23 protein-coding genes are annotated in these 25,165 nt (G+C 71.9%); 16 read left to right on the top strand and 7 right to left on the bottom strand.

The features are described from left to right. The first annotated feature begins 120 nt into the window (after window positions 1-120). The 4 genes from ACFQZY_RS15610 to ACFQZY_RS15595 all read left to right on the top strand — a co-directional run bounded on the left by ACFQZY_RS15610 (window position 121) and on the right by ACFQZY_RS15595 (window position 6,953). Complete coding sequence (locus ACFQZY_RS15610; protein WP_377417475.1) at window positions 121-984, top strand: fumarylacetoacetate hydrolase family protein; 864 nt, start codon at window positions 121-123, stop codon at window positions 982-984. A gap of 132 nt (window positions 985-1,116) precedes the next feature. Continuing rightward, the gene (locus tag ACFQZY_RS15605; protein WP_377417473.1) at window positions 1,117-2,382 is read left to right on the top strand and encodes an efflux RND transporter periplasmic adaptor subunit; all 1,266 of its coding nucleotides are present in this window, start codon (window positions 1,117-1,119) and stop codon (window positions 2,380-2,382) included. A gap of 9 nt (window positions 2,383-2,391) precedes the next feature. Beyond that, the gene (locus ACFQZY_RS15600) at window positions 2,392-5,562 is read left to right on the top strand and encodes an efflux RND transporter permease subunit (RefSeq protein ID WP_377417471.1); all 3,171 of its coding nucleotides are present in this window, start codon (window positions 2,392-2,394) and stop codon (window positions 5,560-5,562) included. Then, on the top strand, window positions 5,559-6,953 hold the full coding sequence (locus ACFQZY_RS15595) for an efflux transporter outer membrane subunit (RefSeq protein WP_377417469.1): 1,395 nt from the start codon (window positions 5,559-5,561) through the stop codon (window positions 6,951-6,953). Before ACFQZY_RS15600 ends, ACFQZY_RS15595 begins: the two co-directional genes overlap by 4 nt. Before the next feature lie 3 nt (window positions 6,954-6,956). Here the strand turns inward: ACFQZY_RS15595 and ACFQZY_RS15590 are convergent, their stop codons facing one another. Then, a complete protein-coding gene (locus ACFQZY_RS15590; RefSeq protein WP_377417467.1) occupies window positions 6,957-7,886 on the bottom strand; it encodes a LysR family transcriptional regulator in 930 nt (309 codons plus the stop codon). Window positions 7,887-8,009: 123 nt separating this feature from the next. On the opposite strand from ACFQZY_RS15590, the gene ACFQZY_RS15585 reads away from it, so the two are divergent. Genes ACFQZY_RS15585 through ACFQZY_RS15570 form a run of 4 tightly spaced genes read left to right on the top strand, consistent with a single transcriptional unit; the run spans window position 8,010 to window position 12,187 of the window. Further along, window positions 8,010-8,873, top strand: coding sequence for a fumarylacetoacetate hydrolase family protein (locus tag ACFQZY_RS15585; RefSeq protein WP_377417465.1), 864 nt, complete (start codon window positions 8,010-8,012; stop codon window positions 8,871-8,873). A gap of 55 nt (window positions 8,874-8,928) precedes the next feature. Next, on the top strand, window positions 8,929-9,906 hold the full coding sequence (locus ACFQZY_RS15580; RefSeq protein WP_377417463.1) for a Bug family tripartite tricarboxylate transporter substrate binding protein: 978 nt from the start codon (window positions 8,929-8,931) through the stop codon (window positions 9,904-9,906). Window positions 9,907-9,938: 32 nt separating this feature from the next. Further along, window positions 9,939-11,150, top strand: a complete 1,212-nt coding sequence (locus ACFQZY_RS15575) for a 3-hydroxybenzoate 6-monooxygenase (protein WP_377417461.1) — start codon at window positions 9,939-9,941, stop codon at window positions 11,148-11,150. Further along, a complete protein-coding gene (locus tag ACFQZY_RS15570; RefSeq protein WP_377417459.1) occupies window positions 11,147-12,187 on the top strand; it encodes a cupin domain-containing protein in 1,041 nt (346 codons plus the stop codon). Before ACFQZY_RS15575 ends, ACFQZY_RS15570 begins: the two co-directional genes overlap by 4 nt. A gap of 24 nt (window positions 12,188-12,211) precedes the next feature. On the opposite strand, the gene ACFQZY_RS15565 is transcribed toward ACFQZY_RS15570, so the two are convergent. After that, window positions 12,212-13,342: a saccharopine dehydrogenase family protein gene (locus ACFQZY_RS15565; RefSeq protein WP_377417457.1), complete on the bottom strand. Its 1,131-nt coding sequence runs from the start codon at window positions 13,340-13,342 to the stop codon at window positions 12,212-12,214. Between the two features lie 113 nt (window positions 13,343-13,455). Between ACFQZY_RS15565 and ACFQZY_RS15560 the strand changes: the two genes are divergently transcribed. Next, window positions 13,456-13,680: an oxidoreductase-like domain-containing protein gene (locus tag ACFQZY_RS15560; RefSeq protein ID WP_377417455.1), complete on the top strand. Its 225-nt coding sequence runs from the start codon at window positions 13,456-13,458 to the stop codon at window positions 13,678-13,680. A 61-nt stretch (window positions 13,681-13,741) separates the two neighbouring features. Here ACFQZY_RS15560 and ACFQZY_RS15555 read toward each other — a convergent pair whose 3' ends face one another. Then, window positions 13,742-14,647: a LysR family transcriptional regulator gene (locus ACFQZY_RS15555; RefSeq protein WP_377417454.1), complete on the bottom strand. Its 906-nt coding sequence runs from the start codon at window positions 14,645-14,647 to the stop codon at window positions 13,742-13,744. Window positions 14,648-14,754: 107 nt separating this feature from the next. Between ACFQZY_RS15555 and ACFQZY_RS15550 the strand changes: the two genes are divergently transcribed. Next, window positions 14,755-15,738, top strand: a complete 984-nt coding sequence (locus tag ACFQZY_RS15550; protein ID WP_377417452.1) for a TerC family protein — start codon at window positions 14,755-14,757, stop codon at window positions 15,736-15,738. A gap of 49 nt (window positions 15,739-15,787) precedes the next feature. Beyond that, a complete protein-coding gene (locus ACFQZY_RS15545; RefSeq protein WP_377417450.1) occupies window positions 15,788-17,074 on the top strand; it encodes an MgtC/SapB family protein in 1,287 nt (428 codons plus the stop codon). A gap of 122 nt (window positions 17,075-17,196) precedes the next feature. Here the strand turns inward: ACFQZY_RS15545 and ACFQZY_RS15540 are convergent, their stop codons facing one another. Together ACFQZY_RS15540 and ACFQZY_RS15535 are read right to left on the bottom strand one after the other, a co-directional pair. Then, window positions 17,197-17,676: a phasin family protein gene (locus tag ACFQZY_RS15540; RefSeq protein WP_377417448.1), complete on the bottom strand. Its 480-nt coding sequence runs from the start codon at window positions 17,674-17,676 to the stop codon at window positions 17,197-17,199. A gap of 119 nt (window positions 17,677-17,795) precedes the next feature. After that, a complete protein-coding gene (locus tag ACFQZY_RS15535; RefSeq protein ID WP_377417446.1) occupies window positions 17,796-18,845 on the bottom strand; it encodes a PA2169 family four-helix-bundle protein in 1,050 nt (349 codons plus the stop codon). A gap of 200 nt (window positions 18,846-19,045) precedes the next feature. On the opposite strand from ACFQZY_RS15535, the gene ACFQZY_RS15530 reads away from it, so the two are divergent. Then, on the top strand, window positions 19,046-19,501 hold the full coding sequence (locus tag ACFQZY_RS15530; protein WP_377417444.1) for a hypothetical protein: 456 nt from the start codon (window positions 19,046-19,048) through the stop codon (window positions 19,499-19,501). A 5-nt stretch (window positions 19,502-19,506) separates the two neighbouring features. Beyond that, on the top strand, window positions 19,507-20,427 hold the full coding sequence (locus ACFQZY_RS15525) for a hypothetical protein (RefSeq protein ID WP_377417442.1): 921 nt from the start codon (window positions 19,507-19,509) through the stop codon (window positions 20,425-20,427). Window positions 20,428-20,553: 126 nt separating this feature from the next. Here the strand turns inward: ACFQZY_RS15525 and metK are convergent, their stop codons facing one another. Then, window positions 20,554-21,735, bottom strand: a complete 1,182-nt coding sequence (metK, locus tag ACFQZY_RS15520) for a methionine adenosyltransferase (RefSeq protein ID WP_377417440.1) — start codon at window positions 21,733-21,735, stop codon at window positions 20,554-20,556. Between the two features lie 171 nt (window positions 21,736-21,906). Between metK and ACFQZY_RS15515 the strand changes: the two genes are divergently transcribed. Together ACFQZY_RS15515 and ACFQZY_RS15510 are read left to right on the top strand one after the other, a co-directional pair. After that, window positions 21,907-22,737, top strand: a complete 831-nt coding sequence (locus ACFQZY_RS15515; protein WP_377417438.1) for a lysophospholipid acyltransferase family protein — start codon at window positions 21,907-21,909, stop codon at window positions 22,735-22,737. Further along, a complete protein-coding gene (locus ACFQZY_RS15510) occupies window positions 22,734-23,636 on the top strand; it encodes a lipid A biosynthesis acyltransferase (protein WP_377417436.1) in 903 nt (300 codons plus the stop codon). Before ACFQZY_RS15515 ends, ACFQZY_RS15510 begins: the two co-directional genes overlap by 4 nt. Here ACFQZY_RS15510 and yihA read toward each other — a convergent pair whose 3' ends face one another. After that, window positions 23,637-24,359 carry a ribosome biogenesis GTP-binding protein YihA/YsxC gene (gene yihA / locus ACFQZY_RS15505; protein ID WP_377417434.1) on the bottom strand — a complete coding sequence of 241 codons (723 nt, stop codon included), beginning with the start codon at window positions 24,357-24,359 and terminating at the stop codon, window positions 23,637-23,639. Between the two features lie 82 nt (window positions 24,360-24,441). On the opposite strand from yihA, the gene ACFQZY_RS15500 reads away from it, so the two are divergent. Continuing rightward, complete coding sequence (locus ACFQZY_RS15500; protein ID WP_377417432.1) at window positions 24,442-25,077, top strand: c-type cytochrome; 636 nt, start codon at window positions 24,442-24,444, stop codon at window positions 25,075-25,077. The last annotated feature ends 88 nt before the right edge of the window (window positions 25,078-25,165 follow it).

Genomic DNA, 25,165 nt, shown 5'->3' with positions numbered 1-25,165 from the left:
CGGTCGGGCCCCGGGGGCCCCGGATTGGTGCGGCGCATCATACCGGCCGGCGCAGTAACCCGGGAGACCCCCGCGGGCCGAGGGCTCGGCCAGAATCCGCGCATTCCACGGAGGTATCGCATGCAACTTTGCCGCTTCGACGACGACCGCCTTGGCCTGGTGCAGGGCGAGGAGGTCCTCGATGTCACCGAGGCCCTGCAGGTGCTGCCCGCCTGCCGCTATCCGCTGCCGCGGCATGACCTGCTGGTGGCGAACCTCGAGGCGGTGTGCGCCCGGGTGCGCCAGCTCGCGGCGCAGCCCGGCGCCGTGCGCCGCCCGCTGGCCGGGGTGAAGCTCCTGAGCCCCGTGGCCAACCCGGGCAAGGTGGTGGCCGCGCCGGTGAACTACATGAAGCACCTGCAGGAGGCGCGTGACGACTCGGGCATCCACCACCAGAACCAGATCGGCGAGATCCAGCGGGTGGGCCTGTTCCTGAAGGCGACCAGCTCGGTGGTGGGGGCGAGCGCCGGGGTGGCGATCGCGCGGCCCGAGCGGCGCAACGACCACGAGATCGAACTGGTGGCGGTGATCGGCAAGGCCGGCCGCCACATCCCCGCGGCGCAGGCGCTGTCGCACGTGGCGGGCTACTGCGTGGGGCTGGACATGACGGTGCGCGGCCCCGAGGAGCGCAGCATGCGCAAGTCGCCCGACGGCTACACCGTGCTGGGTCCCTGGCTGACCACGGCCGACGAGGTCGGCGATGTCGGCAACCTGGAGCTGCTGATCGAGGTCAATGGCGAGGTGCGCCAGCGCGCCAGTACGCGGGACCTGATCCTGGGGGTGGCGCAGTTGATCGAGTTCGCCTCGTCGTTCTACACGCTGCAGCCGGGCGACATCCTCATGACGGGCACGCCCGAGGGCGTCTCGCAGGTCTTCCCGGGCGACCGCATGGTGGCGCAGATCACCGGCCTGGGGCGGATCGAGGTGGATGTGCACACGCTTTGAGGCCGCTGGCAAGCGGCGGCGCGAATGGCCTTCGGGCAACGGGCGGGCTTTACCGAACTGACACGGTGGCGCCGGGGCGCGTCGATACACTGCGCGGTCCGGTCACTGTCACGGCCGGCTCCACCGATCCCCATGCCCAAGAGCCCTCTCCGATTCCTCGCGGCCGGCGCCTGCCTGGCCGCTGCCGTCTTCCTGTCCGCCTGCAGCAAGGGGCCCGGCCAGGGCGGGGGGCCGCAGGGCGGGGGCATGCCGCCGGCCCAGGTCGGAGTCGTCACCGTCACGCCGGGCACCGTGGGCCTGCAGACCGAGCTGCCCGGCCGCCTCGAGGCCTCGCGCGTCGCGCAGGTCCGCGCCCGGGCCACCGGCATCGTGCAGGAGCGGGTGTTCCGCGAGGGCTCCGACGTGAAGGCCGGCCAGCTCCTGTTCCGCATCGACCCGGCGCCATACAAGGCCGCCCTGGCCAGCGCCCAGGCTTCGCAGGCCCGCGCCCAGGCCAACCTGGCCGCCGCCGCCGCGCTGGCTGACCGCTACAAGCCGCTGGTCGAGGCCAACGCGGTGAGCAAGCAGGAGTACGCCAACGCGGTCGCCGCGCAGAAGCAGGCCGAGGCCGAGGTGGCCGCGGCGCAGGCCGCCGTCACCACCGCGCAGATCAACCTGGACCAGGCCTCGGTCACCTCGCCCATCGCCGGGCGCATCGGCCGCGCCCTGGTCACCGAGGGCGCACTGGTCGGCCAGGCCGAGTCCACGCCGCTGGCGCTGGTGCAGCAGATCGATCCGCTGTACGTGAACTTCACCCAGTCGGCCAACGAGGCCCTGGCCCTGCGCCGCGCCCTCGAGCAGGGCCGCCTGCAGCGCGCCGCCCGGGCCGAGGGCGCCGCGGTGCGGGTGCTGCTGGAAGACGGCAGCGAGTACCCGCTGGCGGGCCGCCTGCTGTTCTCCGACCTCACCGTCGACCCCGCCACCGGCCAGGTCACGCTGCGCGCCGAGGTCCCCAACCCCAAGGGCCAGCTGCTGCCGGGCCTGTATGTCCGCGTCCGCCTGGAGCAGGCCCGCGCCGGCAACGCGGTGCTGCTGCCGCAGCAGGCCGTCACCCGCACGCCGCAGGGCGACACGGTGATGGTGGTGGGCGAGGGCGGCCAGGTGGCGACCCGGCCGGTCAAGGTGGGCGATGCGCAGGCCGGCCAGTGGGTGATCCTCGACGGCCTGAAGGCCGGCGAGCAGGTGGTCGTCGACGGCTTCCAGAAGATGATGCCGGGCGCCCCGGTCAAGCCCGTGCCCTGGACCGGCGGCAAGCCGGCGGCCGCGGCCAGCGGCGCCTCGGCCCCGGCCTCCGCCCCCGCGCCGGCCGCTTCCGCCGCCCCGGCTGCCCCGGCCTCCGCCGCCTCCCAGCGTTCCTGAGGCCGCGCCATGGCCAAGTTCTTCATCGACCGCCCGGTCTTCGCCTGGGTCATCGCGCTGTTCCTGATCGTGCTCGGCGCGGTCGCCATCAAGCAGCTGCCGATCGCCCAGTACCCCTCGGTGGCGCCGCCCGCCATCGTGGTCTCGGCCACCTACCCGGGGGCCTCGGCGCGCACGCTCGAGGAGAGCGTGATCAGCATCATCGAGCAGGAAATGAACGGCTCGCCCGGGCTGATCTACATGGAGTCGGTGGCCCAGGCCAACGGCACCGGCCAGATCACCCTGAGCTTCGACCCCGGCACCAATCCCGACCTGGCCCAGGTCGACGTGCAGAACCGCCTCGCGCGCGCCTCGCCGCGCCTGCCCAGCGCGGTGACGCAGCAGGGCGTGCGGGTGGAGAAGTCCCGCTCGAACTTCCTGCTGTTCGCGATCCTCTCCTCGGACGACCCCAAGTTCACGCCGGTCGACCTCGGCGACTACGCCGCCCGCGCCGTGCTGCCCGAGATCCAGCGGGTGCCGGGCGTGGGCCAGGCCCAGCTGTTCGGCACCGAGGCCGCCATGCGCGTGTGGATCGACCCGCAGAAGCTCGCCGCCTTCAACCTCTCGGCCGCCGAGGTCAACGCCGCGATCCGCGCGCAGAACGCCCAGGTCTCGGCCGGCACCCTCGGTGACCTGCCGAACATCGCCGGCCAGGGCATCTCGGCCACCGTGGTCGTCAACGGCCAGCTCTCGAGCGTGGAGCAGTTCTCCAACATCGTCCTGCGCGCCGGCGCCGACGGGGCCGCCGTGCGCCTGAAGGACGTCGCCCGCGTCGAGCTCAATGCCCAGACCTTCGCCACCTCCGCCCGCCTGAACGGCAAGCCCTCCACCGGCATCGGCGTGCAGCTGGCGCCCACCGGCAATGCCCTGGCCACCGCCGACGCGGTGCGCAAGCGCATGGGCGAGCTGGCGGCCTACTTCCCCGCCGGCATGAAGTGGGACATGCCCTACGACAGCTCGCGTTTCGTGCGCATCTCCATCTCCCAGGTGGTCGAGACCCTGGTCGAGGCCGTCATCCTGGTGTTCCTGGTGATGTTCCTGTTCCTGCAGGACTGGCGCTACACGCTGATCCCCACCCTGGTCGTGCCGGTGGCCCTGCTGGGCGCCTTCGCCTCGCTGCTGGCCCTGGGCTTCTCGATCAACGTGCTCACCATGTTCGGCATGGTGCTGGTGATCGGCATCGTGGTGGACGACGCCATCGTGGTGGTGGAGAACGTCGAGCGGATCATGAGCGAGGAGGGGCTGCCGCCGCGCGAGGCCACCCGCAAGGCCATGGGCCAGATCCAGGGCGCCATCATCGGCGTGACCGTGGTGCTGATCTCGGTGTTCGTGCCGCTGGCCTTCTTCGCCGGCTCCACCGGCAACATCTACCGCCAGTTCGCGGCGGTGATGGTCTCGGCCATCGCCTTTTCCGCGCTGATGGCGCTGTCGCTCACGCCGGCCCTGTGCGCCTCGCTGCTCAAGCCGGTCGAGGCCGGCCACCACCACGAGAAGCGCGGCTTCTTCGGCGCCTTCAACCGCGGCTTCGCCCGCACCGCCAAGGGCTACGAGTCGCTGGTCGCGCGCCTGCTGCGCAAGGCCGGCCGCTCGCTGGTCGTCTACGGCGCCATCGCCGCGGTCGCGGGCGTGGTGTACCTGCGCCTGCCCACCTCCTTCCTGCCGGCGGAGGACCAGGGCTACATGCTGGTGAACGTGCAGCTGCCCCCGGGGGCCACGCAGGAGCGCACCCGCTCGGCGATGGAGCAGGTCGAGGGCTTCATCCTGAAGCAGCCCGAGGTCCAGAGCATGGTCGGCGTGCTGGGCTTCTCCTTCTCCGGCCAGGGCCAGAACGCGGCGCTGGCCTTCGTCACCCTCAAGGACTGGGACGAGCGCAAGGGCGAGGCCCACTCCGCGCAGGGCGTGGCCGGCCGGGCCTTCGGCGCGCTCATGGCGGTGCGCGACGCCTTCATCTTCCCCCTGAGCCCGCCCCCCATCCCCGAGCTGGGCACCGCCTCCGGCTTCACCTTCCGCCTGCAGGACCGCGCCGGCAACGGCCCGCAGGCCCTGCTCGACGCGCGCAACCAGCTGCTCGGGATGGCCGCGCAGAGCAAGGTCATCACCCAGGTCCGCCCCGACGGCCTGGAGGACGCGCCGCAGCTGCAGCTGGACATCGACCGCGACAAGGCCCAGGCCCTGGGCGTGTCCTTCGACGCCATCAACAGCGTGCTGTCCACCGCGCTGGGCTCGGCCTACATCAACGACTTCCCGAACCGCGGCCGCCTGCAGCGGGTGATCGTCCAGGCCGACGCGCCGGCGCGCATGCAGCCGGCCGACCTGCTGCGCCTGAACGCGGTCAACGCCAAGGGCCAGCCGGTGCCGCTGTCGGCCTTCGCGTCGACGCGCTGGGTCTCCGGCGCGATGCAGGCGGTCCGCTACAACGGCTACCCCGCGATGCGCATCTCCGGCGCGCCCGCCCCGGGCTACAGCACCGGCGCCGCGATGGCCGAGATGGAGCGCCTGGCCGCCCAGCTGCCCGCCGGCTTCGCCTACGAGTGGACCGGCCAGTCGCGCGAGGAGAAGCTCGCCGGCGCGCAGGCGCTGGTGCTCTATGGCTTCGCCATCCTGGCGGTGTTCCTGTGCCTGGCGGCGCTGTACGAGAGCTGGTCGATCCCGCTGGCGGTGATCCTGGTCGTGCCCCTGGGCGTGCTCGGGGTGCTGGTGGCGACCTGGCTGCGCGGCTACGCCAACGACATCTACTTCCAGGTGGGCCTGGTGACCATCATCGGCCTGTCGGCGAAGAACGCCATCCTGATCATCGAATTCGCCAAGGACCTGCAGGCCCAGGGCAAGGGCCTGGTCGAGTCGGCGCTGGCCGCCGCGCACCTGCGCTTCCGCCCCATCCTCATGACCTCGCTGGCCTTCGGCCTGGGCGTGCTGCCGCTGGCCATCGCCACCGGCGCGGGCTCGGCCAGCCAGCGCGCCATCGGCACCGCGGTGATCGGCGGCATGTTCACCGGCACGGTGCTGGCGGTGTTCTTCGTCCCCGTGTTTTTCGTGGTGGTGCGCGGCCTGTTCAAGGACAGCGAGCGCCAGCGCCGCCTCTACACCCACGCCAACGACGCCGAGCCGCCCCCGGGCGCGCGCGCAGGAGACCAGGTATGAGCCGCACGACCTTCCGCCTCGCCCTGGTGGCCGCGGTCGCGGCCCTGGCCGCCGGCTGCAGCCTGATGCCGGCCTACGAGCGCCCCGCCGCGCCGGTGTCCGCGCAGTGGCCCCACGCCGCCGCCCCGGAGGGCGCGCCGGCGGACGCCCTGGCCTGGCAGCGCTTCTTCACCGACGCGCGCCTGCAGGCGCTGCAGGCCACCGCGCTTCGCAACAACCGCGACCTGCGCATCGCCCTGCTGAACGTGGCCCAGGCCCGCGCCCAGGTCACCGTGCGCGAGGCCGACCGCTTCCCCACTGTGGGGGCCGGCGTGGCCGGCTCGCGCGCGCCGAACTCGAGCGGCGGCACCACCACCTCGTACACCGCGGGCTTCACCGTCACGGCCTGGGAGATCGACCTGTTCGGGCGCCTGGCCAGCCTGGGCGAGGCCGCCGGCGCGCAGTACCTCGCCAGCGAGGAGGGCCGCAGGGCGGCCCAGTCCGTGCTGCTGGCGGGCGTGGCCAGCACCTGGCTGCAGCTGGCCGCCGACGAGTCCCTGCTGGCGCTCACCCGCCAGACCCTGGCCACGCGCGAGGACTCGCTGCGGCTGGTCAAGCTGCGCTTCGACAACGGCGCCTCGTCCGCGCTGGACCTGCGCCAGGCCGAGTCGCTCGCCGAGTCGGCCCGCGCCGCGCTGGCGCAGCAGGAGCGCCAGCGGGCGCAGGACCTGAACGCGCTGTCGCTGCTGCTCGGGGCGCCCGCGCCCGCCGATGCCGGCCGCGGCGTGGACCTCGCCGCCCTTGCGCTGCCGGACCTGCCGGCCGGCGTGCCTTCCGAGGTGCTGGCGCGCCGCCCGGACGTGCGCCAGGCCGAGCAGCTGCTGGTGGCGGCCAACGCCAGCATCGGCGCGGCCCGCGCGGCCTTCTTCCCGCGCATCTCGCTGACCGCCAGCCTGGGGCTGGCGAGCAAGGACCTGTCCGACCTGTTCGCCGGCGGCACCTGGGCGTATGCCGCCGCGCCGCAGGCGCTGCTCACGGTGTTCGACGCCGGCCGCAACCGCGCCAACCTGCGCTCGGCCGAGGCCGCGCGCGACATCGCGGTGGCGCAGTACGAGCGGGCCATCCAGTCGGCCTTCCGCGAGGTGGCCGACGCCCTGGCGGGCCGCGCCACCTTCGGCGAGCAGCAGCAGGCGCTGGAGCGCCAGGCCGCGGCCGAGGCCGCGCGCCTGCGCCTGGCAACGCTGCGTCACGACGCCGGCGTCGCCAGCTCGCTGGAGCTGCTCGACGCGCAGCGCTCGCTGTTCGCGGTGCAGCAGTCCGCGATCCAGGTGCGGCTGGCGCGCCTGCAGAACCAGGTGCAGCTGTATCGCGCGCTGGGGGGCGGCTGGGTGGACGAGGCGGGTGCCCGCTGACCCTCAGCGCGCCGCCTCGGCGGCCTTGCGGGGCAGCGGCAGCCCCTGCGCGGTCTCGTACACCAGCGACCGCAGCCAGGCATTGCCCGGGTCGCGGTGATAGCGGTCGTGCCAATACTGGTTCACCAGGTACGTCGGAAACCGAAAGGGCAGCGAGACGATCTTCACCCGGTTGCGCGAGGCGAAGATCGTTCCCAGGCGCAGGGGCACGATGGCGACCAGGTCGGAGCTGGCCAGGACCTCGCTGAGTCCGAGAAACGATGGCACGCTCACGCCGAAGGTGCGCTGGACGCCCTTGCGCTCGAGGATCCGGTCGACGATGGAGTGGGCCGTGGCCGGCAGCATCACCTTCACATGGCGCTCGCGCTGGAACTGTGCCAGCGTCATGCGTTCGCCGATGCGCGGATGGTCACGCGAGACCAGGCAGGCGAAGCCCTCGTCGAACAGCTTCTGCTGGTAGTGGCCGGCCTTGATCTCGGCGGTGAAGCCCATGGCCAGGTCGGCCTCGCCTGTCTCGAGCTGGCGGGCGGTGTCATGGGTCAGGTCGCCCACTTCGAGGGTCACCTGCGGCGCGGCCTGGTGGACGCGCGAGAGCAGGCGCGGCAGCAGCGTCATCTGCCCCACGTCGGTCATGCAGATGCGGAAGCGCCGCGTGATGCCCGCAGGCTCGAAGGCCGCGGGCCGTTCCAGGCCCTGGTCCAGCAGCTGCAGGGCCTGGCGAACCACCGGTGCCAGTGCCTCAGCGCGCGGGGTGGGGTGCATGCCGCCCGAGGTGCGGACGAACAGCGGGTCGTCGTAGTGCGAGCGCAGCTGACCGAGGGCGATGCTCACCGAGGACTGGCTCAGGCCGACGGCGTCGGCCGCTCGGGTGACGTTGCGGGCGGCGTGCAGCGCGAGAAAGATCCGCAGGTGGCGCAGGTCGAGGTCGCTCAAGTCCGGTCCTGATTATTGATAAATCCGATTGAGGATATGAAGGTCGTTCCATTGTATTGATAGTGGCGGCTGCCTAGAGTTCGCTTCAACGCCCGCCGGGCGAGGAACCGACGAACACACCACATGAAACTTTGCCGCTTCAATGACGACCGCCTGGGCCTGGTGCAGGGCGAAGAGATCCTGGATGTGACCGAGGCGCTGCAGGTACTGCCCGCATGCCGCTACCCGATGCCCCGCCACGACCTGCTGGTGGCCAACCTGGACGCGGTGTGCGCACGGGTTCGCGAGGTGGCCGCCCACGGCGGCGGCGCACGGCATGCCGTGGGGTCGGTGACGCTTCTCAGCCCGGTGGCCAACCCGGGCAAGGTGGTCGCTGCGCCGGTGAACTACCTCAAGCACTTGCAGGAGGCCCGCGAGGACTCCGGCATCCACCACCAGAACCAGATCGGGGAGATCCAGCGCGTGGGCCTGTTCCTGAAGGCCAACAGCTCGGTGGTGGGCGCCAGTGCCGGGGTCGCGATCGCACGCCCGGACCGCCGCAACGACCACGAGATCGAGCTGGTCGCGGTGATCGGCAAGGCCGGCCGCCACATCCGTGCGGCCGACGCGCTCTCGCACGTGGCCGGCTACTGCGTGGGCCTGGACATGACGGTGCGCGGCCCCGAGGAGCGCAGCATGCGCAAGTCCCCCGACGGCTACACGGTGCTCGGGCCCTGGCTGACGACGGCCGATGAGGTGACGGACGTGAACGCGCTGGAACTGCTGATCGAGGTCAATGGCGAGGTGCGCCAGCGCGCCAATACCCGTGACCTGGTGCTGGGGGTGGCGGCGTTGATCGAGTTCGCCTCGTCCTTCTACACGCTGCAGCCAGGCGACATCCTGATGACAGGCACGCCCGAGGGCGTCTCGCAGGTCTTCCCGGGCGACCGAATGGTCGCTCAGATCACCGGCCTCGGCCGCCTGGAGGTGGCGGTCCGCGGCAACTGACGCTCCCGCCCGAACGACATCCATCCAACATCCACGAGGAGACACCTTGAACCCCATGTCCCGATCCCGCCGTGCAGCGTTGAGCCTGGCCCTTGCCCTGGTGGCCTCCGGTGCCTCGGCCCAGGTCCCTGCCGCGAAGTGGCCCGCTTCGCCGGTGCGCTTCGTCGTGCCCTTCCCCGCGGGCTCGGCGCCCGACGTCCTGATCCGATTCGTGGGTACCAAGCTGACGGAGAAATGGGGGCAGCCGATCGTGGTCGACAACAAGCCCGGCGGCAGCGGCGTCATCGGCATGACCGCCATCCTCAATGCGCCGGCCGATGGCAGCACGTTCGGCTTCGTGCAGGGGTCGGCGATCTCCGTGGCGCCCAGCATCATCAAGGGCGTCACCTATGACTTCAATCGCGACTTCGTGCCCGTCACGCTGGCCGCCGTCCTGCCCTTCGTGCTGGCGGTGCCCGCCGACTCGCCCTACAAGACGCTGGCCGACGCGCTGGCCGCCGCCAAGGCCAGCCCGCAAGGCCTCGAGGTCGCGGATGTCGGCCGCGGCACCGGACCCCACCTCGCCGCCTCGCTGCTGGCGATGCAGTCGGGCGTGCAGTTCCTGAACGTGCACTACCCCGGTGGCGCCCAGGCCATCCAGGGCACCCTGGGCGGACAGACGCAGATGATGGTCGACTCCTACAACGTGGTCGCCGGCAACGTGCAGGGCGGCAAGCTGAGGGTCCTCGCCTCGATGGGCGACCGCGTCGAGCCCGGGCTCGAGCAGTTCCCCCTGGCCAGCAAGACGGTCCCAGGCGCCGTCGCCTCGGGCTGGTTCGCCGTCATCGCCAGGAAGGGCGTCGATGCGAACGTGCTGGCCCAGTTGAACCGGGATATGGGCGAAGTCCTGCAGCGGCCCGACGTCGTGGCCCGCTCCCGCGAGCTGGGCACCTACCCCCGCCCGGGGACGCCCGAGCAGCTGGCACGGCACATCGCCGAGGACCGCAAGACTTGGCAGCGGGTCCTCGACCGGCTGAACCTGCGTGCCGATTGACGCCCGAATTTCAATGTCCTGGAGAGAGTCGAATGAATGATGCGTCCCTGCCTGTCCTGGTTGCCGGTGGCGGCATAGGCGGCCTGTCTGCCGCCCTGGCGCTGGTGCGACAGGGCTTCCGTGTGAAGGTCATGGAGCAGGCGCCCGAGATCGCCGAGATCGGCGCCGGCATCCAGCTGGGGCCCAATGCGTTCCACGCCTTCGATGCCCTGGGCATCGGCGACCAGGCCCGCGCCCTGGCGGTCTACACCGATTACATGGTGATGACCGATGCCGTCGACGGAGCCACAGTCGCACGGATCGAGGCCGGCGAGGCGTTCCGCGCGCGCTTCGGCAATCCCTATGCGGTGATCCACCGCGCCGATATCCACCTGTCGCTGTTTGACGCGGCGCGGGCCAGCGGGCAGGTGGAATGCCTCACCTCGACCCGCGTCGAGCGCATCGAGCAGGACGGCCGGGGCGTCACGGTGTTCGACCAGCGGGGTGAGGCCCACCGGGGCGTGGCCCTGGTCGGTGCGGACGGCGTGAAGTCGGTGGTGCGCCAGCAGTACGTGGGCGACCCGGCGCGCGTGACCGGCCACGTGGTCTACCGCGCCGTGGTCGACAAGAAGGACTTTCCCAAAGACCTGCAGTGGAATGCCTCCAGCTTGTGGGTCGGCCCCAACTGTCACTTGGTGCACTACCCGCTGCGCGGGGGCGAGCAGTACAACGTGGTCGTGACCTTCCACAGCCGCCGGCAGGAGGAGTGGGGCGTGACCGAAGGATCGAAGGAAGAAGTCGAAAGCTATTTCCAGGGCATTTGCCCGCAGGCGCGCCAGCTGATCGAGCTGCCCAAAAGCTGGAAGCGGTGGGCCACCGCCGACCGCGACCCCATTGCGCAGTGGACTCATGGCCGCGCCACCCTGCTGGGCGATGCGGCCCACCCCACCACGCAGTACATGGCGCAGGGCGCCTGCATGGCGATGGAGGACGCGGTGACCCTGGGTGAGGCCCTGCGCGTGAACGACAACGACTGGACGAAGGCGCTGGACCTGTACCAGCGCTCACGCGTCGCCCGCACCGCGCGCATCGTGCTGTCCAGCCGCGAGATGGGCCGCCTGTACCATGCCAGCGGCGTCGAGCGCCTGGTACGCAACGAGCTGTGGCGAGGTCGCTCCCAGGCGCGTTTCCATGATGCGCTCGAGTGGCTGTATGGCTGGAATGTGGCCAACTGCCTGTCCACTGCGACGGAGGGGGCGCAATGAAAGACCTTGGATCCCTCGCTGACCTGCCCCAGGAGTACGTCGAAGACCTGCGCAAGCTGAACCTGGTGCCGCTGTGGCCCAGCCTGCGCGGCGTGCTGCCGCCGAAGGTGCCGACGCGCCAGACCCGGCCCACCCACTGGCCGTATGCGGCGATCAAGCCGCTGCTGCTGAAGTCCGGTGAACTGACCCCGATCGAGAAGGCCGAGCGGCGCGTGCTGGTGCTGGCCAACCCGGGCCATGGCCTGGAGAAGATGCAGGCCTCGGCCGCCATGTACCTGGGCCTGCAGCTGCTGCTGCCCGGCGAGTGGGCCCCCAGCCACCGCCACACGCCCAACGCGGTGCGCATGGTGGTGGAGGGCGAGGGCGCCTGGACCACGGTGGAAGGCGAGAAGTGCCCCATGGTGCGCGGCGACCTGATCCTCACCCCCACCGGCCTGTGGCACGAGCACGGCCATGACGGCGACCAGCCCGTGGTCTGGCTCGACGTGCTGGACCTGCCCCTGGTGTACTACATGGAGGCCAGCTACCACGTCGACGGCCAGCGCCAGCACGTCAAGCCGGCCCACGGCGACCGCGGCTATGCGCGCGGCGGCGTCGCGCCCACCACGGTGTTCCAGCGCGCGGACAAGCGCTACCCGATGCTGCGCTACCCGTGGGCCGATGCCCGCGCGGCGCTGCTATCGCTGGCCCAGGACCGGCCCGACCAGGAGTGCGTGCAGGTCACCTACGTCAATCCGGAGACCGGCGAGGACGCCGAGAACATCCTGGGCTTCTACGCCCTGATGCTGCGCCCGGGCCAGACCCTGCGCCTGCCGGCGCGCTCGCCGGCCCAGGTGTTCCACCAGATCGAGGGCCGCGCCGAAGTGACCGTGGAGGGCAGCGCGCCGTTCACGATGGTCGAGGCGGACACCTGCTGCGCCCCGGGCTACACCGCGGTCACGCTGCGCAACCTCTCGGCCGGCCAGCCGGCCTTCGTCTTCCTGGCCGACGAGTCCCCGCTGCACCGCAAGCTCGGCGTCTACGAGGACCGCGGCTGACGCCGCCCGCCCCGCGGCCTGGGGTCAGGCGACCTGCCGCCGCGCCGCCGGGGTGAGCTCCCCATCGTCCAGCTCCACGTAGTAGTGCCCCACCTGCGTGGCCAGGAACTCGGGCAGCGGCACTTGCTCCTGCCGCACGAAGCCCTGCGAGGGCAGCCGGCCGGCGCGAAGCAGCTCGAACACGCCCACCACGCCGGCGGCCGTGGTCAATTCGATCGCGGTGCGGCGCTGCCCGCGCAGCAGCCCGCCGGTGATGCGCGCCAGCCGCGTCTCCTGCTCGAAGCGGCCCTCGCGCAGTCCGGTGGCCGAGGCGAAGACGATCACCAGGTCCTGCCGGCTGTGGGGCACCGCATGCTCCAGCACCTGCCGCAGCAGGTCGCGCCGCTCCACCAGGCGCAGGTCGTGCAGCAGGAACTGCATCGCCGCGCGGTGGCCGGGGTAGCGGATGGTCTTGTAGTCGAGGTTGCGCACCCGGCCCGCCAGGGTCTCGCACAGCGTGCCCAGGCCGCCCGAGGTGTTGAAGGCCTCGAACTCCTCGCCCGCCAGGGTGAAGGTCTCGTGGCCCTCCAGCGGCTGCACCTGCACCGGCTTGCCCTGCACGATGGCATCGCAGGGATTGCAGTACTCGTTGATGACGCCGTCGATGCTCCAGGTGAAGTTGTAGCGCAGGCTGTTGGTGGCGTTGCGCGTGAGGGCGCCGACCCGCAGGCGCAGGTCGTAGAGCGTCTCGAAGCGCTGCGCGAGGTGGCCGCCCAGCATGCCGATCACGCCGGGGGCGAGGCCGCACTGCGGCATCAGCACCGCGCGGGCGTCGACGGCGAGGCGGCGGATGGCGGTGGTGGCGGCGACGTCCTCGGTCAGGTCGAAGTAGTGCGCGCCGTGCGAGGCCGCGGCCCGGGCCACCCGCTCGGCGAGGTAGAAGGGCAGGGCGTTGATCACCGCCTCGTGGCCGGCGAGCAGGGCGTCGAGCGAGGCGTCGTCGGCGAGGTCGGCCGCGACCCGCTGCACCAGCGAGTCATCGGGCGCGGCGTGGGCCGGGACGCGGTCCGCCAGGGTGACCGGCAGGCCGTGGACCTGGGCGACCATGTCGGCCACCGTGCTGCCCACCTTGCCCGCGCCCAGCACCAGCACCCTGCGAATGTCGGCATGTTCCATGGCGTCCTCCGGACCCGGCGATGACGGCTCCATCGTAGGCCGATGCGCCGCGCCGCGGAAGGCCCGGCCCGGGTCGATCCGCGCCGGCCCGGAGGCGGCGGCACAATCGCCCCGTGAGCCTGCAGCCCCCGCCCCGGGTCCCCGCCAACGTCGACGCCGCCCGCGCGCGCATCGCGCAGGTGCAGGCGCGCGTGGCGGCCGCCGGCGTGGCGATGCGCCCGCCACCGCCCGAGCCCACCACCTGCTGCGGCCGCGGCTGCAACGGCTGCGTCTGGGAGGGCTTCTACGAGGCGCTCCAGTACTGGCTGGACGAGGCCCAGCTGCGGTTGGACGCCTGATTCACCGCGTCTCCCGCCCGGCCGCTGCCGTGGCGGCAGCCTGTCGACGCGGGCGGGCCGGTCAGGCCGCCCGCGGGCCGGTCAGGCGCCGCACCAGCCGGTGCTCCACCTTCTTCTGCCAGGTGATCGCGAAAAAGTGCTCCTCGACGCCCTCGCAGGGGCCCACCTGCTCGACGCCGTAGCGCGCGTGCAGCTCCTCGTCGACCATCGTGGCCGAGGGGAAGACGCCCAGGCCGCTGGCGCCGAAAGTCTTGAGCAGCGCGCTGTCCTCGAACTCGCCGGCGATGCGCGGACGCACCCCGTGCCGCTCGAACCAGTGGTCGATGCGATCGCGCAGCACGCCGTGGCCGGTGGGCAGGAGCACCGGCACCTGCGCCAGCGCCTCGGCCAGCGAGCCGGCCTTGCGCTGCACCGCCTTCAGCGTACGCGCCAGCTCGCGCGAGGCATACCAGGCGATGGCCGAGCCGCCCAGGGCATGGGTGTACAGCTTGAGGCTCGGGTTGGCCGGCGCGGGGCGGTCGGCCAGGATCAGGTCCAGCTTGTGCAATGCCAGCTCGCCGAGCAGGTCCTCGAACTCGCCGTCGTGGCACAGGAGACGCAGGTGCGGCTCATGGATCACCGGCTCGAGCAGGTGCCGCACCGCCAGCTTGGGCAGGCCGTCGGGGATGCCCACCGCCAGGCGCACGCCGGGCGCGCCCGCGGCATCGCGCACCGCCGCCGGCAAGGCCTCGCCGAGCTGGAAGATCTGGTCGGCCTGGCGCATCGCGGCCAGGCCCGCCTCGGTCAGCGCCACGCCCCGGCCCGCCGGCTTGAGCAGCGCGCAGCCCAGGTCGGCCTCGAGCTCGCGCACCTGGGTGGAGACGGTCTGCACCGCCATCCCCAGGCGCTCGGCGGCGCGGGACATGCCGCCCTCCCTGGCGACGACCCAGAAGTAGTACAGGTGGCGGTAGCTGAATCCGAGGCTCATGCGCGAATCTTCGCCTTTTCCGAAATGATCTTCAAGGAAATCGACATTTTTAAAGGAGCGATGGATCCCTATCGTGCGGGCTTCGCCTGCTTCACTCCCTCGCAAACATGGAAACCATCGCACCGGCCTGGCTCTGGGCCACCTTCATCGGCATCGTCCTGGTGTCGCTGTTCGTCGACTTCGTCGTCCTGAAGAAGCAGGGGGCCCACGAGATCGGGGTCAAGGAAGCCCTGAACTGGTCCATCGTGTGGGTGGCCCTGAGCTTCGCCTTCAACGGCCTGCTGTGGTGGGCGGTGCGCGACACCAGCGGCTCCACCGCGCTGGCCAACGAGAAGTCGCTGGAGTTCCTCACCGGCTACCTGATCGAGAAGTCGCTGGCGGTGGACAACATCTTCGTCTTCCTCCTGATCTTCACCTACTTCGCGGTGCCGCCCGCGTTCCAGAAGCGGGTGCTCATGATCGGCATCATCGGCGCCATCGTGCTGCGCACGATCATGATCCTGGTGGGCGGCTGGCTGCTGTCCAACTTCCACTGGATCCTGTATGTCTTCGGCGCCTTCCTGATCCTCACCGGCCTGAAGATGTGGTGGGCCGCCGGCCAGGAAAGCGACCTGGAGGACAACCCCGCGCTGAAGCTGCTTCGCAAGCTCATGCCCGTGAGCCAGGGCTTCGACGGCGAGAAGTTCTTCACCGTGGAGAACGGCAAGAAGATCGCCACGCCCCTGTTCATGGTGATCTGCCTGGTGGCGCTCACCGACGTGATCTTCGCGGTGGACTCCATCCCCGCCATCTTCGCGATCACGTCCGACCCCTTCATCGTGCTCACGAGCAACGTGTTCGCCATCCTGGGCCTGCGCGCGATGTACTTCCTGCTGGCCGCGGTCGCGGGCAAGTTCCACCTGCTCAATTACGGCCTGGCCGTGATCCTGGTGTTCATCGGCACCAAGATGTGCCTGGTCGACGTGTTCAAGATCCCGGCCCTGGTGTCGCTGGGCGTGGTGGTGGCGATCCTGGCCGTCACCATGATCCTGAGCGTGCGCACCGCCGGCGGCCCCGGCGCCGCCAAGCGCAGCGCCGGCGAGAACGCCTGACCGCGCCCGGCGGGGCGCCGGGGGACATCGCTGGCTATCATGGCCAGCGATGTCCCCCACCGAGCCTGACCTGCTGACCGCCGCGCGTGCCCTGGGCACGGCCCTGGCGATCGGCCTGTTCGTCGGCCTCGAGCGGGGCTGGCGTGAGCGCGAGGTGCGCGAGGGCGGGCGGGTCGCCGGTCTGCGCACCTTCGCGCTGATCGGCCTCATGGGCGGCGTGCTCGCCCTGGTCGCAGAGGCCTCGGTGCTGCTGCTCGGGGTCGGCCTGGCCTGCATCGCGGCGCTGTTCGCGGTGACCTTCCGCCGGGCCGCGAAGGACTCGGGCACGGTGAGCATCACCAGCGCCGTCGCCGCCCTGGTCACCTTCGCGCTGGGCGCCCTGGCGGCGCAGGGCCAGGAGGTGCTGGCGGTGGCCGCGGCCGTGGTGGTGACCCTGCTGCTCGGGATGAAGGACGTGCTGCACCGGTGGCTGCGCCGCATCCAGCCCGCCGAACTCAACGCGGTGCTGCAGCTGGCGGTGCTGTCCGCCGTGGTGCTCCCCCTGCTGCCGGACGAGGGCCTCGGGCCCTACGGCGCGGTCAATCCCTTCAAGGTGTGGCTGGCGGTGGTGCTGGTCGCGGCGCTCGCGCTCGCGGGGCATTTCGCCGTGCGCCTGCGCGGCGAACGACAGGGGCTGCTGTGGGCCGGCCTGCTCGGCGGACTGGCCTCGTCGACCGCGGCGACGGTGACGCTCTCGCGGCATGTGCGCCAGCAGGCCGCCCTGGCGCCCGCCGCCTCGGCGGCGATCGTCGCGGCCTGCGGGATGATGTTCATCCGCATGGCCACGGTGGTGGCCCTGCTCCAGCCCGACCTCGCCCTGCGACTGGGCGGGCTGCTGGCATGGCTGGGCCTGGCCTGCTTCGCGGTCGCCGCCTGGCAGTGGCGCGTGGCGCGCGACGGCGAGTCCGCGCCGGTGCCGCCGCAGGCCCGGCTGTTCGACCTGTCGACGGCGCTGGGCTTCGGCCTGGCGCTCGCGGTGGTGGCCGTGGCCTCGCGCGCGGCGCGGGAGGCGCTGGGCAATGCGGGCCTGTATGGCGTGGCCTTCCTGTCGGGGCTGGCCGACGTCGACGCCATCCTGATCTCCAGCGTCCAGATGCACGCCTCCGGCGAGCTCCCTGCGGGGCCCACGGCCGGCGTGATGCTGGTCGCCGCGTTCTCCAACATGGTGATGAAGGCCGGCCTGGCCTGGGGACTGGGCGGGCGCGCCGTGGGCGCGCGCGTCACGGCGGCTTACCTCGCCGTCCTGGCGGCCGGCGTGGCGGGGGCGGGCGCGGTGCTGCTGGCGCTGAGGGGCTGAGTCACCGTGTCTCCTGTCAAGCCGAAGCAGTTGCAGCGGCTTGACGCATGAGGGCGCGGACGCCGCAGCCGCAGCCGCAGTGGCGGTGGCGGTGGCGGTGCAGCCGTTCTGGCCGCTGTCGGTCAGTGGTGCCGCGCGCCGCCCATGCCGGCTGCGTGCATCGGCGCGGTGAAGACCGACTGCCAGGCCTGGAACAGCGGCGCGGTCGCCGCGTTCGCGGTGCTGCCCGCCATCTGCTGCGTCTGCTCCGCGGGCTTGAGGAACTCGTTCTGCGCCTTCAGCGAGGCGAGCAGCAGCTCCTGCGCGTACTGCGCCACCTCGCTCAGGCCCGAGAGCATCACGGTGGACTGGATCGCCATGAGCTCCGCGGGGCTGTTGGCGGTGCGCAGGCGGTCCGCCGTCTGCTCCTGCAGCAGCGCGGCGCGCTGGATCATGTGCTGCTGCGTCTGGTGGAAGGTGTCCATCGCGCGCAGCATCGCGCAGGCCGTGGTGGCGGTATTGGCCATTTGCTGGCGCGTGAGGTCCGCCACCGCCGCGGTGCCGGCGTTGAGGTCGCCATCGGGCGCACCCGTGGTGTCGCGCGAGTTGCTCTTGGTTGCCATGGTGATCACTCCTTCAGGTTTGAAAAAAGCCCGGGCATCCGCGGGACCTCAAGGTCTCGCGGATGCCGCAAGGACGGGGCGGGAAAGGCACCGGCCGAGGCCGGCCGGTGCGCGTGGCTTCAGCCGGCGGACCGCATGCGATCGCGCAGCCTCTTGATCTCGTCGTGATTGCGCTGCACGCCCTGCAGCTGCCGCTCGACGACCTCGCGCACCTCCGAGGGCAGGGGCTTCTGGAGCGCCTTGCGGTAGCGGGCGAGGGCGTTGTCCTCGCCGCGCTCGGCCTCGGTGAGCATGGCCTCGTCGTCGTGGGTCGTGAGGATGGCGCGTACCGAGACCCAGCCACGGTGCACCGCGCCGAGGGCGCTGCCGCTGTCGTCGGCCTGGCCGCCGAGCTGGCGGATGCAGTCCTGGAGTTCGCGCGCGCCGCGCTGGCAGTCCTCGGCCCGCTCGCGGAAGGTGGCGCGCAACTCCTCGCGCTTGGCGTGGTCCGCGCACTCGCGGAAGCCGTACTCGCCGTCCTTGCAGCACTCGACCAGGTCCTCCAGCACGTCCAGCACGTCCTCGCGGCTGCCGGAGTCGTCACCGGCCTGCTGGGCCTCGCCCACGGTGGCGGCCGCACCGCCGGTGCCGGTGGTGCCCGTGGAGGCGGCAGCGCCCATGGTGCCCGTACTGCCCGAGGTGCCCGTGCCGCCCGCGGATCCGGTGCGCATCGTGTCGGCCCGGTCCCACGCCGCGCGGCTGGCAGGGCGTGCCTGGTCCCAGTCCAGCGTGGAGCTGCCGCGCGCGCCGGACCAGCCGGACTCCAGCCGGGTGGCCGCGGTGTCCCAGTCGTCCTCGATGCTGGCGCGCGATTCGGCGCCGTAGCGGTAGGCGGGGCCGTAGTCCTCGAAGCTGCGGCCTTGCTGGTAGTAAGGCTCCTGCGTGAAGCGGTCCCGCCAGTGGGCCTCTTCCTCGCTGGGGTTGAGGGCCTCGGCCGCGGCCTTGCCGGCCAGGCCGCCGACCACGGCGCCGACGACGCCGCCCACGGCCATGCCCAGCGGGCCGGCCGCGGTGCCGGCGGCGACGCCGGCCACCGCACCGCCGGCCGCGCCGACGCCGGTACCTACGGGATGTGACCCGCTCTCGTCGCTGAGGGGGTCGCGGTTCGGGTCACGTTCTTCAGCTGCCATGGCGGTCTCCTGCGCGTGGGGTGGGAGGGAATACATCGATCCATCGATGGTGCGACCCGGCCGCGATACGCCCCCGTCAGCGAAGCCGGGGAGCCGGTGTAGGAGCCCGCCGAAGCCCCCCGGCGCGCCTGCGGGCCCGGACACGGGCGCGCCGCGCCGTCCTACAGCGGCCCGGCCGGCGGGCACGCGAGCATGGGGCCATGCGGCAGTCCCTGCGGCGCACGCTGGCCCACCTGCAGCTGGCCTTCGGCAACGGCGAGGCCAGCGAGGCGCTGGTGGGCCGGCGCTTCATGCTCGAGTCCGACGGCGGCGACCTGTGCCTGTCGATCGACCTCACGCCCAATTTCCAGACCCGCCACCACGGCGCGCCCGGCTATGTCGACGCCATGGCGGTGGCCCGCAACCACGCGCGCCTGTCCGCCGTGCAGTGCGACGACACCCTGGTGCGCACCCGGCTCGTGCGCGCCTGGGAGGCGGCGCAGGCCGCGCCCGGGCCCCGCGAGCCCCGGCTGCGGCTGGTGCTGGACCTGGGCCCGCGCGGGCGCTTCGCCTACGCGGTGCGGCCCCACCTGCTGTTCACGGGCGGGGTCCAGCTCGACGTGCTGCAGGTGCTGGACGACCCTGCGCCCGCGCCGGGCGCGGCCGAGGCGGTGTGAGGGCCATGCCGCGAGGCCCCGCCGCGATCGGGCTGGCCGCCGCGCTCCTGGCGGGGCCGGCGGCCCCATCCCCGGCGCTCGCGCAGGCGCAGGCGCAGGCCCTGCGCGAGCGCCATGCGCAGTTGCTGCCGGCCCTGCGGCGCAACGAGTTCGGCCGCCCGATCCACGTGGCGTCGCAGGCGCAGGGCGAGGAACTGCGCGGCGAGGTGCATGCGGAGCTGGAGCACCCGTTCGCGGCGGTGCGCGAGGCGCTGCGGCCGCCCGGACGCTGGTGCGAGGTCCTGGTGCTGCCGTTCAACACGCTCGATTGCGAGGAGGTGCCACAGGACCGGGAGGGCGGGGCGGCGGCGCGCGGCGATCCGGCCGGGGCCGGACCGGTGCTGGCGTTGCGCGTGGGGCGCCGGCCCGACCAGCCGCCGCAGCAGGCCTTCGCGCTGCGGCTGTCGGTGCGCACGGTGGCCGAGGCGCCGGACTACCTCGAGGTCCGCCTCGAGGCGGACCGGGGCCCGATGGGGGCGCGCGACCTGCGCATCTCGGTGGCGGCGATGCCCCTGGCCGGCGGCCGCAGCTTCCTGCGGCTCGGGTACGCCTACGGCGCCGGGCTGCCGGGCCGGATGGCGATGCGCGCCTACCTCGCGACGGCGGGCGCCGGCAAGGTGGGCTTCAGCACCGAGCCGGGAGAGGACGGCCGGCCCCGGCCGGTCGGCGGCCTGCGCGGGGTGGTGGAGCGCAATGCGATGCGCCACTACCTGGCGATCGACGCCACCCTCGGCACGCTGCAGGCGACGCCCCGCCAGCGGGTGGAGGCGTGGTTCGACGCGGCGCAGCGCTACCCGCAGCAGCTGCATGAAATGGACAAGGCCACGTACGTGGCCTTGAAGGAGGGGGTGGTGGCCCGCGTGCGGGAGCGGGCCGGTGCGCGGTGACGGCGGCCTTGCCTTGCTTGAGGCCGGCCGCTGCACGCAGCGTGGGGCCTTGTGGTGCTCGCTCACATCGCTTCGCGATAGGAGCACGCCCCCAAGTCTCAGGTTCGGGCTGCGCCCGAGCCGCCCTCAGCTGAGGCCGGCCGCTGCACGCAGCGCCTGAGCCTTGTCCGTGCGCTCCCAGGTGAACTCCGGCTCCTCGCGGCCGAAGTGGCCGTAGGCGGCGGTCTTGCCGTAGATGGGGCGCAGCAGGTCCAGCATCTGGATGATGCCCTTCGGGCGCAGGTCGAACAGCTCGTTCACGATGGCGGCGATCTTCTCGTCGGCGATCACGCCCGTGCCCTGGGTGTTGATGGTCACGTTCATGGGGCGGGCCACGCCGATGGCGTAGGCCACCTGCACCTGGCACTGGCGGGCCAGGCCGGCGGCGACGATGTTCTTGGCCACGTAGCGCGCCGCGTAGGCGGCCGAGCGGTCCACCTTGGACGGGTCCTTGCCGGAGAAGGCGCCACCGCCATGCGGGCAGGCGCCGCCGTAGGTGTCGACGATGATCTTGCGGCCGGTGAGGCCGCAGTCACCCTGCGGGCCGCCGATGACGAAGCGGCCGGTGGGGTTGATCAGGTAGCGGGTTTCCTTCAGCCACTCCTGCGGCAGCACCGGCTTGATGATCTCCTCGATGACCGCCTCGACGAACGAGGGCTTCATGTGGTGGCCGTCGCTCTGCTCGGGGCTGTGCTGCGTGGACAGCACCACGGTGTCGATGCTGTGGGGCTTGCCGTCCACATAGCGCATGGTCACCTGGCTCTTGGCGTCCGGCCGCAGGAAGGGCAGGCGGCCGTCCTTGCGAAGCTGCGCCTGGCGCTCCACCAGGCGGTGGGCGTAGTGGATCGGGGCGGGCATCAGCGCCGGCGTCTCGTCGCAGGCGTAGCCGAACATCAGGCCCTGGTCGCCGGCGCCGATGTTCAGGTAGTCGTCGGAGGCGTGGTCCACGCCCTGGGCGATGTCGTTGGACTGCTTGTCGTAGCAGACCATCACCGCGCAGCCCTTGTAGTCGATGCCGTACTCGGTGTTGTCGTAGCCGATGCGCTTGATGGTGTCGCGCGCGACCTGGATGTAGTCGACGTGGGCGTTGGTGGTGATCTCGCCCGCGAGCACCACCAGGCCGGTGTTGGTCAGGGTCTCGGCGGCCACGCGGCTGCGCGGGTCCTGCTCGAAGATCGCGTCGAGGATGGCATCCGAGATCTGGTCGGCCACCTTGTCGGGATGGCCCTCGGACACGGATTCGGAGGTGAAGAGATAGTCGTTCGCCATTTGAGATACTCCGTCGGTTGAAGGGCGCGTTGCCTTCGCGGGAGCTACGGCGAACGCTTTAGCAGTGGATGTTTAACGTCGCCCTGCAAGTAGTTCAGTAACTCGGCGACCCAGGCATTCTAGCGCCCGGCCTGCCCCCAGGTCCCGTACGGATTTCCTTTAACCACCCGCATGCTGTCGTTGTTCCGCCTGCTCTCCCACGTGCCGCTGCCGCTGCTCCACGGCCTCGGCGCTGCGCTGGGCTGGCTCGTGTTCCTGCTCTCGCCCACCTACCGCCGCCGCCTGGTGGAACATGCCGCACAGGCCGGCTACCCGTTCGCCCGCGTGCGCCCCGCGGTCGGCCACATCGGCCGGATGGTGGGTGAGCTGCCCCGCCTGTGGATGGGGACCATGCCCCGGGTCACCTGGGACGGCAGCCTCGAGCCGGCCTACGCCAGCGGCCGCGGCGTGCTGCTGCTCACGCCGCACCTGGGGTGCTTCGAGATCACCGCGCAGGCCATCGCCGTGCGCCACCTGCAGGCCCACGGCCCGCTGACGGTGCTGTTCCGCCCCGCCCGCAAGGCCTGGATCGCGCCCCTGGTGGCCGCCTCGCGCAACCGCCCCGGCCTGGAGGCCGTGCCCACCAACCTGGCCGGCGTGCGCCAGATGATCAAGGCCCTGCGCCAGGGCCGCGGCGTCGGCCTGCTGCCCGACCAGGTGCCGCCCGAGGGCATGGGCCAGTGGGCGCCGTTCTTCGGCAAGCCGGCCTACACCATGACCCTGGCCGCCCGCCTGGCCCTGCAGACCGGCGCCGAGGTGCGCCTGGTGTGGGGCGAGCGCCTGCCCTTCGGCCGGGGCTACGTGCTGCACGTGCGCGAGCTTCAGGCGCCGCTGCCGGACTCGCTGGACGACGCGGTGGTGGCGATCAACGCCGAGATGGAGCGCCTGATCCGCGAGTGCCCGCAGCAGTATCTCTGGAGCTACGCGCGCTACAAGCAGCCGCGCGAGGAGCGCGGGGCATGACCACCTGGACCTCGCGCGCCGGCGGCTACGCCACCCTGGCCTTCCTGTGGGCCTTCCACTGGCTGCCCCTGCCGGTGCAGGCGGCCTGCGGCCAAGCCCTGGGGGCCTTGCTGTGGCGCCTGGCCGGCTCGCGCCGGCGGGTGACCCTGCGCAACCTCGAGCTGTGCTTTCCCGAGTGGGACGCCGCCGAGCGCGAGCGGGTGGGCCGGGAGGTGTTCCGCTGGTTCAGCCGCAGCGTGCTGGAGCGCGGGCTGCTGTGGTTCGCGCCGCCGTCACGGCTGGCGCGCCTGATCCGCATCGAGGGCGACGCCGGCTTCGCCGACCGCCACGAGGGCGCGGTGATGTGGCTGGTGCCGCACTTCATGGGCCTGGACGTGGCCGGGGTCGCGGTGCAGCTGAACCTGCAGCGGCGCATCGCCTCGATCTACCAGACCCAGAGCAACCCGGTGTTCGACGCCGCGATGCGCCGCGCCCGCCTGCGCCTGGCCCCGGACCGCACCGAGCTGTTCGCCCGCAGCGAGACGGCGCGCCCGCTGGTGCGCGCGGTGCGCGGCGGGGCCGGCTTCTTCAACCTGCCGGACATGGATTTCGGCGGCCGCGACGCGGCCTTCGTGCCGTTCTTCGGCGTGCCGGCCTCGACCCTGGTGGCGCCCTCGCGCATGGCCCGCAGCCTGGGCATGACGGTGCAGCCGGTGGTGGCGCGCCTGCTGCCCGGGGGGCAGGGCTACGTGGTGCGCTTCCTGCCGCCGTGGACCGATTTCCCCTCGGACGACCCGGTGGCCGACACCCGCCGCATGAACGCGTGGATCGAGCAGGAGGTGCGCGCCTGCCCGGCCCAGTACTACTGGGTCCACAAGCGCTTCAAGACCCGCCCCGAGGGCGAACCTTCGCTGTACTGATCAGGCCTCGGGCGGCGGGGCTTCGGGCGCCGGCGCGCCGTCCTGCGCATGGGTCCACTGCCACAGCAGGTGGGCGACATCGTCCACGTTCTGCTTCTTCAGGGCGGAGAACAGCCTGACCTCGCCGCCGCCGGCATTGAGCCGGGCGATCGACAGGGCCTTGGCCTGCTCCTGCTTGTTCAGCTTGTCGGACTTGGTCAGGAGCACCAGGAACTTCAGGCCCTCCTCCACCCGGGGGCGGATCACCTCGAGCAGGATCTCGTCCAGCTCGGTCAGGCCGTGGCGCGGGTCGCACAGGAGCACGACGCCGCGCAGGTTCTGGCGGGTCATGAGGTAGTTGGCCATCACCTGCTGCCAGCGCAGCTTGTCCTGCTTGGGCACGGCGGCATAGCCGTAGCCGGGCAGGTCGGCCAGCACCGCGTCGGTCACGCCCTGCTTGCCCAGGGAGAACAGGTTGATGCTCTGGGTGCGCCCCGGCGTCTTGGAGGCGAAGGCCAGGCGCTTTTGCTGGGTGAGGGTGTTGATGCAGGTGGACTTGCCGGCGTTGGAGCGGCCCACGAAGGCGATCTCCGGGTGCTCGTGCGGCGGCAGGAATTCCAGCTTGGGCGCGGTGGTCAGGAAGCGGGCCGTGTGCATCCAGCCCAGGGCCTGGGCCGGGGTGATGCCGCCGGGGGCGGGCGTCGCGGGAGGGGAGGAGGCGCTGGCGCCCGGGGGCTGGGTCATGGGGGCTCGAGGGGGTCGGCCGGGGTGGCCTGGATCGGCATTGTAGAATCCCGGGGTTTTGCGCCTTGACCCAAACACCACCATGAAGTTCGCCTCCCTCAAGTTCGCCTCCTTGTTGATGGCTGCCCTGCTGGCGGCGCCCGTCATGTCCCTGGCCGCCGCCCCGGCCGCCCCCGCGAAGCCCGACCTCGCCGCCGGCGAGTCCCGCTACACCGCGGTGTGCGCCGCCTGCCACGGCGCGGACGGCAACTCCGGCTCCCCGGCCAACCCCAAGCTGGCCGCCCAGCACCCGGAGTACCTGGCCAAGCAGCTGCAGGAATTCAAGTCCGGCAAGCGCGCCAACCCGATCATGCAGGGCTTCGCCTCCCAGCTGTCCGACCAGGACATGAAGAACATCGCCGCCTGGCTGGCGACCCAGAAGGCCAAGCCCGGCTTCGCCAAGGACAAGGAGCTGGTCTCCCTTGGCGAGCGCATCTGGCGCGGCGGCATCGCCGACCGCAACGTCGCCGCCTGCGCCGGCTGCCACAGCCCCAACGGCGCCGGCATCCCCGCCCAGTACCCGCGCCTGGGCGGCCAGCACGCCGACTACACCATCGCCCAGCTGACCTCGTTCCGCGACGGCGGCCGCAAGAACAGCGTGCAGATGTCGCAGGTCGCGGCCAAGATGAACGACCGCGAGATCAAGGCGGTCGCCGACTACGTGGCCGGCTTGCGCTGAGCCCGGCGGGAACCAAGCCCGCACCAGCACATCGAACAGGCGGGACTCGCAAGGGCGCCCGCCTTTTTCCTTTCCGACGCTCGCATCT

The organism is Ramlibacter sp. GCM10027632 (assembly GCF_042675325.1).
Lineage (GTDB): Bacteria > Pseudomonadota > Gammaproteobacteria > Burkholderiales > Burkholderiaceae_C > Ramlibacter.
The sequence above is the reverse complement of the archived record's forward strand: the minus strand, read 5'-3'. Positions and strand labels throughout refer to the sequence as shown.

Coding starts and splice junctions, on each gene's coding strand:
- ACFQZY_RS15610 (WP_377417475.1), top strand. CDS start 121: ATGCAACTTTGCCGCTTCGACGACGACCGCCTTGGCCTGGTGCAGGGC.
- ACFQZY_RS15605 (WP_377417473.1), top strand. CDS start 1,117: ATGCCCAAGAGCCCTCTCCGATTCCTCGCGGCCGGCGCCTGCCTGGCC.
- ACFQZY_RS15600 (WP_377417471.1), top strand. CDS start 2,392: ATGGCCAAGTTCTTCATCGACCGCCCGGTCTTCGCCTGGGTCATCGCG.
- ACFQZY_RS15595 (WP_377417469.1), top strand. CDS start 5,559: ATGAGCCGCACGACCTTCCGCCTCGCCCTGGTGGCCGCGGTCGCGGCC.
- ACFQZY_RS15585 (WP_377417465.1), top strand. CDS start 8,010: ATGAAACTTTGCCGCTTCAATGACGACCGCCTGGGCCTGGTGCAGGGC.
- ACFQZY_RS15580 (WP_377417463.1), top strand. CDS start 8,929: ATGTCCCGATCCCGCCGTGCAGCGTTGAGCCTGGCCCTTGCCCTGGTG.
- ACFQZY_RS15575 (WP_377417461.1), top strand. CDS start 9,939: ATGAATGATGCGTCCCTGCCTGTCCTGGTTGCCGGTGGCGGCATAGGC.
- ACFQZY_RS15570 (WP_377417459.1), top strand. CDS start 11,147: ATGAAAGACCTTGGATCCCTCGCTGACCTGCCCCAGGAGTACGTCGAA.
- ACFQZY_RS15565 (WP_377417457.1), bottom strand. CDS start 13,342: ATGGAACATGCCGACATTCGCAGGGTGCTGGTGCTGGGCGCGGGCAAG.
- ACFQZY_RS15555 (WP_377417454.1), bottom strand. CDS start 14,647: ATGAGCCTCGGATTCAGCTACCGCCACCTGTACTACTTCTGGGTCGTC.
- ACFQZY_RS15550 (WP_377417452.1), top strand. CDS start 14,755: ATGGAAACCATCGCACCGGCCTGGCTCTGGGCCACCTTCATCGGCATC.
- ACFQZY_RS15545 (WP_377417450.1), top strand. CDS start 15,788: ATGTCCCCCACCGAGCCTGACCTGCTGACCGCCGCGCGTGCCCTGGGC.
- ACFQZY_RS15540 (WP_377417448.1), bottom strand. CDS start 17,676: ATGGCAACCAAGAGCAACTCGCGCGACACCACGGGTGCGCCCGATGGC.
- ACFQZY_RS15535 (WP_377417446.1), bottom strand. CDS start 18,845: ATGGCAGCTGAAGAACGTGACCCGAACCGCGACCCCCTCAGCGACGAG.
- ACFQZY_RS15530 (WP_377417444.1), top strand. CDS start 19,046: ATGCGGCAGTCCCTGCGGCGCACGCTGGCCCACCTGCAGCTGGCCTTC.
- ACFQZY_RS15525 (WP_377417442.1), top strand. CDS start 19,507: ATGCCGCGAGGCCCCGCCGCGATCGGGCTGGCCGCCGCGCTCCTGGCG.
- metK (WP_377417440.1), bottom strand. CDS start 21,735: ATGGCGAACGACTATCTCTTCACCTCCGAATCCGTGTCCGAGGGCCAT.
- ACFQZY_RS15515 (WP_377417438.1), top strand. CDS start 21,907: ATGCTGTCGTTGTTCCGCCTGCTCTCCCACGTGCCGCTGCCGCTGCTC.
- ACFQZY_RS15510 (WP_377417436.1), top strand. CDS start 22,734: ATGACCACCTGGACCTCGCGCGCCGGCGGCTACGCCACCCTGGCCTTC.
- yihA (WP_377417434.1), bottom strand. CDS start 24,359: ATGACCCAGCCCCCGGGCGCCAGCGCCTCCTCCCCTCCCGCGACGCCC.
- ACFQZY_RS15500 (WP_377417432.1), top strand. CDS start 24,442: ATGAAGTTCGCCTCCCTCAAGTTCGCCTCCTTGTTGATGGCTGCCCTG.